This is a genomic window from Streptomyces sp. NPDC005070, assembly GCF_053600395.1.
The window spans coordinates 24,535-38,158 of the sequence record NZ_JBSFZS010000002.1 but is presented as its reverse complement, the minus strand read 5'-3'; the positions used below and the strand labels follow the sequence as shown (position 1 = coordinate 38,158).

Annotated in this window: 9 protein-coding genes and 1 pseudogene; 2 read left to right on the top strand and 8 right to left on the bottom strand. The window is 68.9% G+C overall.

Annotated elements, in window-relative coordinates; genetic code table 11:
- Nucleotides 1-13 precede the first annotated feature (13 nt).
- On the top strand, nt 14-1,435 hold the full coding sequence (locus tag ACWEBX_RS00940) for a polysaccharide pyruvyl transferase family protein (protein ID WP_451882781.1): 1,422 nt from the start codon (nt 14-16) through the stop codon (nt 1,433-1,435).
- Between the two features lie 64 nt (nt 1,436-1,499).
- On the opposite strand, the gene ACWEBX_RS00935 is transcribed toward ACWEBX_RS00940, so the two are convergent.
- From ACWEBX_RS00935 to rplU, 8 genes are all read right to left on the bottom strand, one after another.
- On the bottom strand, nt 1,500-2,642 hold the full coding sequence (locus tag ACWEBX_RS00935; protein ID WP_451882876.1) for a glycosyltransferase family 2 protein: 1,143 nt from the start codon (nt 2,640-2,642) through the stop codon (nt 1,500-1,502).
- Between the two features lie 300 nt (nt 2,643-2,942).
- Nucleotides 2,943-5,039, bottom strand: a complete 2,097-nt coding sequence (locus ACWEBX_RS00930) for a hypothetical protein (protein ID WP_451882780.1) — start codon at nt 5,037-5,039, stop codon at nt 2,943-2,945.
- Nucleotides 5,040-5,208: 169 nt separating this feature from the next.
- Complete coding sequence (locus ACWEBX_RS00925) at nt 5,209-6,708, bottom strand: D-ribitol-5-phosphate cytidylyltransferase (RefSeq protein WP_451882779.1); 1,500 nt, start codon at nt 6,706-6,708, stop codon at nt 5,209-5,211.
- Between the two features lie 192 nt (nt 6,709-6,900).
- Nucleotides 6,901-8,112 (bottom strand): hypothetical protein, encoded by a 1,212-nt coding sequence (locus ACWEBX_RS00920; protein ID WP_451882778.1) that lies wholly within the window; start codon nt 8,110-8,112, stop codon nt 6,901-6,903.
- A gap of 156 nt (nt 8,113-8,268) precedes the next feature.
- The gene (locus ACWEBX_RS00915; protein WP_451882777.1) at nt 8,269-9,819 is read right to left on the bottom strand and encodes an alkaline phosphatase D family protein; all 1,551 of its coding nucleotides are present in this window, start codon (nt 9,817-9,819) and stop codon (nt 8,269-8,271) included.
- A gap of 405 nt (nt 9,820-10,224) precedes the next feature.
- Entirely contained in the window at nt 10,225-11,661 is a 1,437-nt protein-coding gene (gene obgE / locus ACWEBX_RS00910; RefSeq protein WP_451882776.1) for a GTPase ObgE, read from the bottom strand.
- Between the two features lie 226 nt (nt 11,662-11,887).
- The gene (gene rpmA, locus ACWEBX_RS00905) at nt 11,888-12,142 is read right to left on the bottom strand and encodes a 50S ribosomal protein L27 (protein WP_037618784.1); all 255 of its coding nucleotides are present in this window, start codon (nt 12,140-12,142) and stop codon (nt 11,888-11,890) included.
- Nucleotides 12,143-12,158: 16 nt separating this feature from the next.
- Entirely contained in the window at nt 12,159-12,479 is a 321-nt protein-coding gene (gene rplU / locus ACWEBX_RS00900; protein WP_356139571.1) for a 50S ribosomal protein L21, read from the bottom strand.
- 139 nt (nt 12,480-12,618) lie between these two features.
- On the opposite strand from rplU, the pseudogene ACWEBX_RS00895 reads away from it, so the two are divergent.
- Nucleotides 12,619-13,608 (top strand): annotated as a pseudogene (locus tag ACWEBX_RS00895) (replication initiator); the annotation flags it as partial.
- Nucleotides 13,609-13,624 lie beyond the last annotated feature (16 nt).

Sequence of the window (13,624 nt, the reverse complement as noted above, 5' to 3'; positions counted from 1 at the left end):
TAAGTTGAATCCTGTGACACCTACCGTTCCCCCCGCTAAGCGCATACTCCTCAGATCGGGGAAGAGCCCCTACGACGTCGTCTCCCTGGAGCAGGCCCTCCATAAGGACGTCATCGCCACCAACGCGGGCAATCTCATCTTCAGCGACGCCGCACACAAGATCCTCGAGACACCGCGCACCGAGATCGTGTCCAACGGCATGCGTACCGACGCGGCCTCGGCGAACCGGATCAACGAGGAGTACGACGCCTTCGTCATCCCGCTGGCCAACGCGTTCCGGCCCTCCTTCGAGGCCCCGCTCAGACGGCTTACCCGACTCATCAACAAGTTGAAGATCCCGGTGATCGTCCCCGGCGTCGGTGCGCAGGCCGGCCTGAACTACGACCCGGCGCGGCTGAAGCCGATCGAGCCCGCCGTGCGGGAGTTCGTCTCCGCGGTGCTCGACCACAGCGCGTCCATCGGGGTGCGCGGCGAGTTCACCGAGAGCTATCTGCGGGACATGGGCTTCAAGGACGTCGAAGTCATCGGCTGCCCCTCCCTCTTCATGTACGGCGACCAGCTCGACGTGCGCAAGGGGACCGACACGCTCGGACCCGACTCCCGGATCGCGGTCAACGGCTCGCACAGCGCGATGCGGACGCAGGGCCTGGACCGTGTCGTCCGGAACGCCCACGCGCGCTATCCGCATCTGCGCTTCATCGGCCAGAACCTCAGTGACGCACAGCAGTTGCACTGGCGCGATCTGTCCCACCCGAACGGTGCCGTGACCGCGATGCCCACGCATCCGGACCACCCGATGTACCGGGAGGACAAGGTCCGCGTCTACGTCGACCCCGTCACCTGGATCGACGATCTGCGCGACTTCGACTTCTCCTTCGGCTCCCGCATCCACGGGAACATCGCGGCGCTGCTCGCCGGAACACCCGCGACGGTGCTGTGCGGCGACTCCCGCACGCTGGAGCTGTGCCGCTATTTCGGCATCCCGCACCGGCCGATCACCGACCTGCCCGCGGACCTCGATCCGGCCCAGCTCTACGCAGATGCCGACTTCGGCCCGCTGACCCGCGGGCACAAGGAGCGCTTCGAGCGCTTCACCGGATTCCTGGACCGCAACGGCCTGGAGAACACCTTCACGCACGGCGACGGAGGCGCGGCCTACGAGAAGCGCGTCCGCTCCCTGGCCCTCCCGCCCGGCGTCCGCCCCTGGAACGACACCGACGTCACCTCCCTCACCACGCGCTTCGGCTGGCTCCAGAGCCGTCTCACCGAACTGTCCACGGAGAACGTCCAGCTGAAGCGGGAGCTGAAGCGGGCGCCCAAGCCGGCCACGCCCACCCCGGGCCCCGCGGCCGCGCCCGGACGCTCGGTCTACCGGCTGGCACGGCGTGCGGTGGGCCGGCCTCTGCGCAAGGCGCTGCAGCCGGGCCGCAACTAGTGGCGGGCGCCTCCGGGCGGGCCGTCTCGATGACGGACTCCAGGAGGCGCCCCCCCGGGGGGGCTCAGGCGGGGCGCAGGACCCCGAGCATCCGCCGGGCCACCCGGCGCAGGCGCCCGAGGAATGCGGGACGGGGCTGGAAGCCCCCGATGGTGACCGTCTCGCGGGACGTCGGGACGTAGCAGCTGTCCGGGACACCCGCGGCCCGGTCGCGGAAGTGCGGGTAGGCGAGATAGGCCTTGCGGCCGCTGGACTCCAGCACGACCTCGGGGGCCTTCTTCGACTTGACGAACTCCACCACGTCGAGGAGGAGATCGCCCCGGCCCTGGGCCACCAGGTGGAGTCGCAGCCGCTCGTGGACCTTGAGGCGGGTGGCGACGCCCTCGTGCCAGTAAGCGTCCATCAGCGGCTTGGCCAGGTCGAGTTTGTGACTCCGCACCTTCTCGCTCTGCTTCAGGAGACCCGGGCCGAACTGTGGGAGCAGGGTGATCAGGAACGGCCGGACCATCAGATTGTCGCGGCGCGGGCCGGCGGGTACGTGCTCGGCTATGAGGCCCATCAGTGCGCGGGCCGAGTCGAAGCGCAGGCTGTAACTGCCGCTCTTGGTCATGTGCTTGCCGTCTTCGCGGCCGACCAGGTGGTAACAGTCGTAGTCGGCGACCACGGAGACGCCGTCGGCGCGGAGGTAGGCCTCCATCGTGAACAGCGCGTCCTCGCCGGTCTTCAGCGACTCGTCGAAGGCCATCCCGTGCCGGGTGAGCAGTTCGCGACGGAAGAGCTTCTGCGCGCTGAGCGTGAACTTGATGCTCGAGGAGAAGACATCGGTACGGGGCTGGTTCTTGCCCCACATCGTCTTCGGAGCCGTCCTGTTGATCCCGACGACCTTGCCGAGCACGACATCCGTGTGCTGCTCGTCGGCCATCGCGACCATGCGCTCCAGTGCCTCCGCGCCGAAGTAGTCGTCGGCGTCGAGGAAGAAGACGTAGCGCCCCCGCGCCTTGCCGAGACCGACGTTGCGCGGGCCGCTGGGGCCGCCCGAGTTGGCCTGCCGGATCACCGTCACGGACATGGCCGCCCGCTCGGCGAACTTCTCCAGATACTCCCCCGTGCCGTCCGTGGACCCGTCGTCGACGGCAATGACCTCGATGCGTTCGGGGCCGAGCGTCTGGTTCTCCACGGATTCCAGGCACTTGACCAGGTACGGCATCGCTTCGTACGCCCCGATGACGATCGTCACATCAGGTTGCGTCACGTTTCCCCCTTGTTCGGGAAATATAACAAAGACATTTCCCCCCTATCACCTCAATCGCTACCTAGAAGACGGCCGAGGGCGCGAACCGGTTGCCCTGAACCACCCATTTCGTGACCCAGCTCACAGGAACGGCGGGTGACCTACCCGTGAAGGTTCGCGGAAAACTGTAAGAGAAAAGGCGATAAGCGTAAGAAACGGGCATGGCCCCGGAGAGAACTTCTCCGGGGCCATGCCCGTGTCTTCATGCGGACCGGATCAGCCGGTGACCGCTGCTCCGTCCGTCTCGCCGGCCACCCGCTGGCCGGGCACCGCAGCCGCGAGGTCGGCGACGGCGGCCGAAGTACCGCTCTTCTGACCGAGGTTGCGCCGCTCGGCCTCGCGCGCCAGCGCCCGCACCGCGGCGTTGAACTGGTCGATGGAGGTCGGCTCGTCCGGGCCGAGCAGGTAGCGCTTGAGCTCCTGACGGTCGGCGGCCTGTGCGTCCGCGGCCGAGTCGGTCACCGCTTCGAGCAACTCACCGAGTTCGGCAGCCGAGTTGGACAGGATCACGGCACCGCGCACGGCGGTGTTCTGACGCTTGAACTCCTCGGCGCCGAGTTCCGCGGAGTCGGTGACGGCGTACGGCTTGCCGCTCGCGATGAAGTCGGAGACGACACTGGAGATGTCCGAGACCATCGCGTCGGAGACGTTGAAGCAGTCGTACAGGCGCGGTTCGGCACCCGTGATGACCCGGTGTTCGGCGGTGCCGAAGGAACGCCAGTGGTTTTCGTTCCACTCCGCGCGCAGCCGGGCGACCTCGGTGTGGAGGCCCATGTCGACGAGACCGTCACGGGAGACTTCGGCCTCGTCACCGTTCTCGCCGGAGCCGGTCAGAACGGCGATACGGGCCTCGATACGGACAAGCTGCTCCTTGGCCGCCGCCCGTCCGGCGGGGTCGGAGGCGAACCGCGGGTCGGCGGCGCGCCCGGCGCCCGCACTCTCCACCATCGCGGTGATCCGCTTGTGCGCGGCCTTGGCGGCCCCGCTGCGGGTTCCGGTGAACGGGTGCGGCTTGTAGAGGACACGGACCGGAGGCTCGGCCTCCAGCAGGGAACGCACGATGTTCTCGCCCGCGAGCAGGATCGAGGTGTTGCCGGGGTTGTCGTCCCAGCCCTCCCACGTTGGGGCGTACAGCACGGTCGGGATACGGCCCTCGGGCACGCCCTGCCAGGACTGGATCGGGGCGAGCTGCGGGCGGCCGACCTCGACGATGTCGTCGTCGCGGACGCCTACGTCGGCTATCGCGTAACGGTCGCGCCCCGCGCGGCCCGCGGTCCACACCTCGTCGTACGCCTTGCTGAACGGGTTGACGCTGGCGAGCTTGTCGCTGTCGCCGTGGCCGATGAAGACGTGCTGCATGGTGGGTACGCGCAGCATGTGGATGTTCTTGCCGACGTTCGCCGCGTAGAGCGCGACCCGCACCGTCGACAGGTTCATGTTCATCAGGTGCACCCCTCCGGGCACGCAGATGACCGGCACCGTGGTGGGCGCCACACTTTCCAGGACCGCCCGCTCACGGAGGATGATCAGCGGCCGGGTGTCCAGCTGCTCCATCGTCTCCAGCCACATGTTGACCTGGTAGGCGGAGTCCTTGGAGCCCGAGAAGTAGAGCACCGTCTCCGGACGGTACTCGCGCAGCCAGTCGTCGACGGCCGCGAGGACCTTGTCGGCGTTCGGCGGGATCCTCCGTCCGCGCGCGAACGGGAAGAGGGCCATGACGTAGCCGAAGGCCAGCAGCAGGGACACCGCGATGCCCGCGAAGCCGTAGGTGTCGTTGTCGGTGGCAGCAGTGGCCAGGAGGCCGACGACTGCCAGCAGGTCGAGGTGGAGCATCTTCTCGGCGGACCGGTCGAGCAGCCCGGGCGGCGGCGCGTCCGGGATGCGTACGCGCGAGCCCAGGTCCACGTTGCGCGTGACGACGGGCAGCCTGCGGCGCAGTTGGATCATCGTGATCAGTGCGCTGTGCGGTGCCTGGAAGCCGTAGAAGGCCAGGAAGGACGCGATGGCCACGTTGACGACCATGTTGCCGGACAGGTCGAGCCGCGCCAGGAGCAGCACGAGCAGAAGCTGCCGGATCAGGAACCTGATGGACAGGCCGGCCCGCACCTTGCTGAGGCGGTTGACCAGATAGCTGCCGCGCCGGTGCAGATAGTGGTCTGCCAGATACGTCACGGCGGCCGCGGCCGCGAAGGCGCCGACGCTCGGCAGGAGCGCGGCGAGCATCAGGCAGGGGAAGCCCAGCATCATGAGGGCCGCCGCCGCCAGCTCGGCCGCGCTGCCCACCCGGGCAACGCGAATAGCGGTGGAAATCACGGAGAAACCTGCTCTTGAGGGGGTGAGTGCCGGTTTGACACCAAAAGCTCTTTTGATGCCGAAGATGAACCAAAAGCGAAAGGTAAGCCTTACGGATTCAGGCCCTTGTGAATACGCGATGAAGACGCGGACACAAAGGCCTGAATTCCGAAAGGCTATTCGTTTTTGATTATGCCACGCCGTCCTGTCGGTCCAGGACGCTGGCCAGAGCCGCCTCGAAACCGGAGGCACGGCCCGCGCCCGCCGTCGGGTCCTGCTGACGGACGTCGATGACGTGACCGGTGAGTTCGGAGAGCAGAACGTCCAGCGAGGTGCGCGCCACGGCCTCGGAGGACAACAGCGAACCCGCGGGCTCCTGGCCGAACGCCTTGGTGCGCATGGGGGTCGCGGTGCGCTCGGGGTTGATGCAGTTGACGCGGATGGCGTCGCCGGCCCACTCGTCGGACAACGCCTGGGTGAGGTTCACCATGGCGGCCTTCGTGGAGGAGTAGAGGCTGTACTCGGCGCGGCCGCGCGTGTAGCTGCTGGAGGTGTAGAGCAGCAGCTGGCCCTTGGTCTCGGCCAGGTACTTGTAGGAGGAGCGGGCGATCTGCACCGGGGCCAGGTAGTTGACCTTCAGCGCTTCCTCGATGGTCGCGTTGTCCGTCTCGGCCAGCTTGCCGATGCGCAGCACGCCCGCGGTGTTGATGACGTAGTCGATACGCCCGGTCTCCGCGTACGCCGTGGAGAGCGCGTCGTCGACCTCCTCGGGGTTCTCGACGTGCGTGCCGGTGGTGGAGCGGCCGAGCGCGTACGTCTTCGCGCCGTAGCTCTCGGCGAGCTCGGCTATGTCCTTGCCGATGCCGTACGAGCCGCCGAAGACGACGAGGGTCTTGCCGGTGAGCAGCTCGCGGTAGGCGGCCTCGTCGGCCTGCTCGGGCGCGGCGGTGGAGGCGAGCTGGAAGAGCTTGTCGGCGATGAAGACGTCGACGGGCTGGGTGACCTTCATGTTGTACTCGTCGCCCGCGACGACGTGGATCGGCACGTCCGGCAGGTACCTGAGCACGACCGAGCAGTCGTCCGTGGCCTGGAAGTTGGGGTCACCGGCCGCGACCTGGTAGGCGCGGCGGATCGTGGACAGCTTGAACGCCTGGGGCGTCTGGCCGCGGCGCAGCCGGGAGCGGTCCGGGATCTCGGTGATGAACTCGCCGTCCTCGCCGTGCGTGCGGGTCACGATGATCGTGTCCGCGGACGGGATGGCGACGTCGACGGCCTGATAGCGCTCCAGGGCCGTGACGCAGTCGTCTATGACGCGCTCGGACAGCAGCGGGCGCACGGCGTCGTGGAAGAGGACGTTGGCGTCCTCGCCCTCGGCCAGGCCCTCGCCGAGGGCGGCGATGGCGCGCTCGGTCGTCTCGTTCCGCGTCGTACCGCCCTCGATGACGCGGGTCACCTTGGTGAAGCCCGCCTTCGCGACGATCTTCTCGACGTCCGGCACATAGCCCGGGGCCATGAGCACGATGATGTCGTCGATCGAGTCGGCCTGTTCGAAGGTGGTCAGCGTGTGCTCGATGACCGCCTTGCCGGCGATCTTCAGCAGTTGCTTCGGAATCGACAGACCCACACGCTGACCGGTGCCGCCGGCCAGGATCACTGCGGTGGTACGGGGCTTGGCAATGTGCTCAGACACAGGTGACCTACCTTGGGACGACAGGGAACCCGGGAATGGTCCCACCTACGGTTACTGCCACGCAAGGTGAGCGCCGCCTGCCGCATATGTGCACGCAACCGGCTATTCACCTTGCAGGCAGGCTACTTCCAGGGCGCCGGACGAATTGCCCGGATTTGCTGTGAGTAACTGCACACGTCTCGTGCGCGATTCTCACCTTCGCTTCATGCGCTTGAGCATCCGGTGACCCAGGACACGCACGAGTTCCCCCGACGGCGTCTGGGGGACCGACCGGATCGCGGCGGCACGCCCGGACTCCGCGGCGACCACGGCGAGCGCTCCGTACAGCGCCTGGGCGGCGGCCTCGGGGTCGATCCGCGGCGTACCCCGCGCGGGGCCGAGCGGTGACGACGGTGACGGTGGTGGTGACGACGGTGACGGCGGGGCGGACAGCAGAGCCTGGTCGCCCAGAACCCGTACACCCGTGGCGCCGATCCTTTCGGCCATCTCCTCGCCGATGGCCGCGGCGGCCTCAAGGGCCCACACCGGAGTACTGATCCGGACGTCGTCCGATGACGGACGGCAGGAGTTCTTCATCCGCGGGACCGCGCCGTTGCGCACGAGATTCGAATAGATCTCGTCCGGAAGTCCATTTCCGCGGAATTCCCGGTTGAGTATCCGCAGCATTTCGGTCTCGGCCGACGTGAGGGAACGATTGAAGGTGTCCGGGGCCTCCGCCAGCAGACCGCAGGGCAGAGCGAGCAAGGACTCGAACGTGCGCATCAGGCCACCGCGGTCCCGGTCGTCGACCACCGCGACCGTGATGTTCCCGGCGCCCGCGACCCGGGCCCAGCGCTCGACGAGCCGGTCGTGCCGGTGCCGCCGCCAGAAGCTCGGGTTGGGCTTCTCGTACGGAGCCCTGCGCAGCATGTGGTCGAGCCAGTCCTCGTATCCCATGCGCAGCCCGTTCTGGACGTACTGCTGCCACTGCGAGGGCATGATCTTCGCCAGCGGGCGCAGCGTGACCAGGACGTGCACGCGGTCGCGGCCCAGCTCGTCGACGATCCGCGCGACGGTCGCGTCGTCGGGGGCGTCCGCGAAGAACTCGCTGCTGATCAGCGAGGTCCGGCCCCCCGTGGCGTGCACCGCGTCGACGAGCCGCCGCCAGTGACGCTCGGCCGGCCGGGCGTCGCCCATCATTCCGGGCCGGCCGCAGACCGCGAGGGCGGCTTCCATCGGGTGTCTGCTGTGCGCGGGGAAGTCGACGCCCCGGGCGGCCATCGCGTCCTTCGCGGCGAACAGCGCGCCCTGGATCGAGGTGGTCCCGGTCTTGTGCGGGCCGATGTGCAGCAGCCGGGTCCCGGCGGGCAGCGGCTCGGGCGTCGCGGGAGCTGTCGTTTCAGGTGTCGAACAGTCGGTCTCCATGGTGAGAGGACGGTAAGGACCGATGCTGAGCGCAGCCTGAGAATGCCCTGGGACTCCGGTGAGTCCCTGGGTTCTCCGTTCCGGGACCGCTCACGGCGGGCCCGGGCGCACGCCGGTGCGCCGGGCCCGGATCACGGCACCGGCCCGCGCACCGGATCACACGAGCCGCACGCCCGGCCTCCCGGCGTCGACCCGCAGGCGGGCCAGGGTGCTGGAGGCGGCGTCCGGTTTCAGCACCGTCTCCGGAACGCGCACCTGGGCGTCGATCCTGTCCCGCCGGATGTCGAAGAGGTGGTAGCCGCGGTGGGCGTCGACGAACTTCCAGTGCGGGTTGTCCGGCCTCCGCGGGTCCCACTGCTTGTGGAAGGCCACCTGGTCCTGGTCACCGCCGCTGGAGATGGAGGTCCCGACGAACTCGGCGCCGACGACATCCGAGTCCGGGTCGGCGAAGTCCTTCTTGAGGTCGCTGATCATGGTGAGGTGCCGGTCGCCGGTGAGGACGACCGGGTTGCGGATGCCCGCGAACTCCGTCATGAGGGCGTTGCGTTCGGCCTGGTAGCCGTCCCAGGCGTCGTAGTACCAGAGCTTGCCCTCGCCGACCTGGAGGTCGGTCTCGGCCATCATGATCTGCGAGGCGATGAGGTTCCAGCGGGTCGGTGAGTTGTGCAGGCCGCCGAGCAGCCACTTCTTCTGTGCCGCGCCGAGCATGGTGAGCGACGGGATCCGGGCGCCCTCCTGGCCGGTCGCCTGGTCGCTGCGGAACTGCCGGGTGTCGAGGACGTTCAGCCGGGCGAGGCGGCCGAAGTCGAGCCGCCGGTACATCCGGATGTGCGGTCCGTCCGGGATCGCGGTGGCCCGGACCGGCATGTGCTCGTAGTACGCCTGATAGGCGGCGGTCAGCCGGACCACGAACGCGTCGTGCGTCTGCTTGTCCGGGTCCTGCGGGATCTGCCCGGCGAAGTCGTTGTCGACCTCGTGGTCGTCGAAGGTGACCACCCAGGGGGCGTTCGCGTGCATCGCCGCGAGGTGCGGGTCGCTGCGGTACTGGGCGTACCGGTTCCGGTACTGGGCGAGGGTGTACGGCTCCCCCGACCCCTCATGCCGACGCACGGCCGTCGCCGACGGTGAGGACTCGTAGATGTAGTCGCCGACGAACAGGACGACGTCGGGGTCCTGGCCGAGCATGTCGGCGTACGGGGTGAAGTAGCCGTTCTGCCAGTTCTGGCAGGAGGCGAGCGCAACGCGCAGCGAGCCGCCCGCGCTGTTGGGGTGCGGCGCGGTTCGGGTGCGGCCGGTCGGCGAGAGCCGGCCGCCGGCGCGGAAGCGGTACCAGTACACGCGGTCCGGGCGCAGCCCGCGTACGTCGACGTGGACGCTGTGGCCGTACTCCGGACGCGCCTGCGTGGTGCCACGGCGCACCCGCTTGCGGAAGCGGGCGTCCTCGGCGATCTCCCAGCCGACCGGTACCACGCGGTCGGGCATGCCGCCGCCGTTCAGCGGGTCGGGGGCGAGCCGGGTCCACAGCACGACGGCGTCCGGCAGCGGGTCGCCGGAGGCGATACCGAGGCTGAACACGCCCTCGGGCAAGGAGGGTTCGGCCGCGCGCGCGGTGCCGGGCAGCCAGAGCTGGGTGGAGGCGGCGGCGCCGAGCACGGCGGCCGAGGCGGTGAGAAAGCGGCGTCGATCGCGTGAGGCTGCTTCGGACATCGGCGAACTCCCTTGCGTCGGTTGCCTCTTGGACACCGAAAAGCTCACACGGAGCAGCAGCCCGCCTCCTGAACAAAACGCATCATAGGCATGACAAATGCACGAGCAACGAACGACTCGCCACGGCAGGGGGCTTTGACGTTCCCGCAGCGGACTCCGCGGACCTCCCCGGCGTCTCCGGCGTCTCCGGCGGCCCGGCGATCCTGACGCGCCCGGTGATCCTGACGGCGGCCGGTGTTCCTGACGGCCCGGTGATCGCGACGCGGCCGACGGGCCCATCCTCGGTCATTCGGTCATACGAACCCGGGCACGTCGGCTCCAGGGTCCGGCCCGGACGCGGAACGGGCGCGGAGAGGAAGATCCTCTCCGCGCCCGTCACATCTCTCGGCCGGGTCGGCCGACCGCCTAGAACGGCTCGAAGTCGTCGTACTCCTTCTCCGACTCGTCCCGTTCGGCCTGCTGGTCACGGCGGCGCTGTGCGGCGGGGCGCGGGGCGTCGAAGCGGTGGTCCTCACCGCGGCGGCCCAGCATCTCGGCGCCGGCCATGACGGTGGGCTCCCAGTCGAAGACGACCGCGTTCTCCTCGGGGCCGATGGCGACGCCGTCGCCGGAGCGGGCGCCAGCCTTCATCAGCTTGTCCTCGACACCGAGGCGCGCGAGCCGGTCGGCGAGGTAGCCGACGGCCTCGTCGTTGTTGAAGTCGGTCTGGCGCACCCAGCGCTCGGGCTTCTCGCCGCGCACGCGGTAGAGGCCGTCCTCCTCCTGCGCCACGGTGAAGCCGGCGTCGTCGACCGCCTTCGGACGGATGACGATGCGGGTCGCCTCCTCCTTGGGCTTCGCGGCCCGCGACTTGGCGACCGTCTCGGCGAGCGCGAAGGACAGCTCCTTCAGGCCCATGTGGGCGACCGCGGACACCTCGAAGACCTGGTAGCCGCGCGCCTCCAGGTCGGGGCGCACCATCTCCGCGAGGTCCTTGCCGTCCGGTACGTCGATCTTGTTGAGGACGACCATGCGCGGACGCTTGTCCAGACCGCCGTACTGCTTGAGCTCCTCCTCGATGATGTCGAGGTCGGAGATCGGGTCGCGCTCGGATTCGAGGGTGGCGGTGTCCAGGATGTGGACGAGCACGCTGCACCGCTCGACGTGGCGCAGGAACTCCAGGCCGAGGCCCTTGCCCTGGCTCGCGCCGGGGATGAGGCCGGGCACGTCGGCGATGGTGTAGACGGTCTCGCCGGCGGTCACCACGCCCAGGTTAGGGACGAGGGTCGTGAAGGGGTAGTCCGCGATCTTCGGCTTGGCGGCGGACAGGACCGAGATGAGCGAGGACTTGCCGGCGCTCGGGTAGCCGACGAGGGCCACGTCGGCGACGGTCTTCAGCTCCAGGACGATGTCCTGGAGGCCCCCGGGCACACCGAGCAGCGCGAAGCCGGGCGCCTTGCGGCGGGCCGAGGACAGTGCCGCGTTGCCGAGGCCGCCGCGACCGCCCTCGGCGGCGGCGTACGTGGTGCCCTCGCCGACGAGGTCGGCGAGGATGTTGCCCGCCTTGTCGAGCACGACGGTGCCGTCCGGCACGGGCAGGATCAGGTCCTGGCCGTCCTTGCCGGAGCGGTTGCCGCCCTCGCCGGGCTTGCCGCTGGTGGCCTTGCGGTGCGGCGAGTGGTGATAGTCGAGCAGCGTGGTGACGGACTGGTCGACGACCAGCATCACGTCACCGCCACGGCCGCCGTTGCCGCCGTCCGGGCCGCCGAGCGGCTTGAACTTCTCCCGGTGTACGGAGGCACAGCCGTGACCTCCGCTACCCGCGGCGACGTGCAGCTCGACGCGGTCCACGAAGGTGGTCATGTGGGGTGCCTCCAGCACTTCGGTTACATCGGTTACTTCAGCGCGTACGTACTTCGGATACTTCAGTACGTACGGGAATGTCTCTTGCGTAACACGCGAAAGGCGGACCCTCTTCCCGTGGGGGAAGTGAGGTCCGCCTCGCGAAGAACTTCTGTTCTACGGAGCCTGGGCCCCGAGGCCTGCGATCCGGTGCGCGTGGAACCGGGTCAGCCTCGACGGGACTGGATCAGGCGACCGGAACGATGTTCACGACCTTGCGGCCACGGTGCGTGCCGAACTCGACCGCACCGGCGGCCAGCGCGAACAGCGTGTCGTCCTTGCCACGGCCGACGCTGACGCCGGGGTGGAAGTGGGTGCCACGCTGGCGGACCAGGATCTCACCGGCGTTGACGGTCTGACCGCCGAAGCGCTTCACACCGAGCCGCTGAGCGTTGGAGTCGCGACCGTTCCGAGTGGACGATGCGCCCTTCTTGTGTGCCATGTCTCAGTCCCTACCCTTACTTCGCAGCCGCGGGGATCTCAGTGACCTTGATCGCCGTGTACTGCTGGCGGTGGCCCTGACGACGGCGGTAGCCGGTCTTGTTCTTGTAGCGAAGGATGTCGATCTTGACGCCCTTGTGGTGGTCCACGATCTCGGCCTGGACCTTGATGCCCGCGAGGACCCAGGGGTCGCTCGTCACGGCTTCGCCGTCGACGACGAGCAGGGTCGAGAGCTCGACCGTGTCGCCAACATTGGCGGTGGGAATCTTGTCAACCTCAACGATGTCGCCGACAGCAACCTTGTGCTGGCGACCACCGCTGCGCACGATGGCGTACACGCGGATCTCTCTTTCGCTCGGAACGGATCCCCGCAGTCCAGCCGCCCGGCAACGAACACGGGCGAGCCTCTCCCAGCCACTACGGCAACCGAAGCGACCGGGAGGAAGAGGTTTACGGGGGTGCGGCAGGTCATTCGACATGCCGACGATCCAGGTTACGGGGCCCGGCTTGAGGGGTCAAACCGGGCCCGTATCAGCTTCCGCCGACCAGGCCTATCCCTCGCCGTCGTCCAGTCGGCGAGGTTCTGCCTGGATGCCATGCCGCCGGGCGACCGCGACGACTCCCTCCAGCGCGTCCGCCAGCGAGGCTTGGAGGTGCGCCCCCGACACCTACCACCTCATCCGCACCGGCCTCTCCGGCGGCAAGACCGTCCCCGACACCGTCCGCACCCACCCCCACGTCTTCGCCACCCTCACCGCCCCCTCCTGCGGCCCCGTCCACAACCGCCCCACCACCCCCGGCGGCGACATCCGGCCCTGCCGCTGCCGCAGGCTCCACGAACCCACGGACCCCTTGCTCGGCATTCCGCTGAACCCCGCGACGTACGACTACGCGGGCGCGGTCCTGTTCAACGCCCACGCCTCCGCCTTGTGGGCGCGCTTCACCATCTACCTGCGCCGTGAGATCGCCGCCCGGCTCGGCATGACGCAGAAAGCCGCCCGCTCGGTCCTGCGCGTGTCCTTCGCGAAGGTCGCCGAGTACCAGAAGCGGGGCTTGGTCCACTTCCACGCGGTGATCCGGCTCGACGGCCCGGACGGCAACACCCAGCCCCACCTTCGTACACCACCGTCGCCGTACTCGCGGACGCCATCAGGGCCGCCGCCTCACGGGTCCGCGTCACGGTCGAGTCAAGCGCGGTCGGGGACCGCGAACTCGTCTGAGGCGAACAGCTCGACGTGCGCGAGATCGCCGCCTTCGGCACCCTCGACCGCCCCCTGTTCTGCCGCCCCTGCCAGGGACGCGGCGCCACCCTCCTGCCCCCGGACCCCGCTCCTGTGCACCGCCTGCGACGGCACCGGCCAGGCCCGCCTCCAGCTCGGCCGCTCCGCCGTCTACGACCTCCTCCGCACCCGCCAGCTCGCCTCGATCACCCTCGGCCGCGCTCGCCGCATCCCAGCCCGGGCGCTCACCGACTTCATCCGCA

What these genes read in the sequence shown, in the direction of transcription:
- rpmA (WP_037618784.1), bottom strand. Translation starts at nt 12,142, where the DNA reads ATGGCACACAAGAAGGGCGCATCGTCCACTCGGAACGGTCGCGACTCC.
- ACWEBX_RS00915 (WP_451882777.1), bottom strand. Translation starts at nt 9,819, where the DNA reads ATGTCCGAAGCAGCCTCACGCGATCGACGCCGCTTTCTCACCGCCTCG.
- ACWEBX_RS00935 (WP_451882876.1), bottom strand. Translation starts at nt 2,642, where the DNA reads ATGCCGTACCTGGTCAAGTGCCTGGAATCCGTGGAGAACCAGACGCTC.
- ACWEBX_RS00920 (WP_451882778.1), bottom strand. Translation starts at nt 8,112, where the DNA reads ATGGAGACCGACTGTTCGACACCTGAAACGACAGCTCCCGCGACGCCC.
- obgE (WP_451882776.1), bottom strand. Translation starts at nt 11,661, where the DNA reads ATGACCACCTTCGTGGACCGCGTCGAGCTGCACGTCGCCGCGGGTAGC.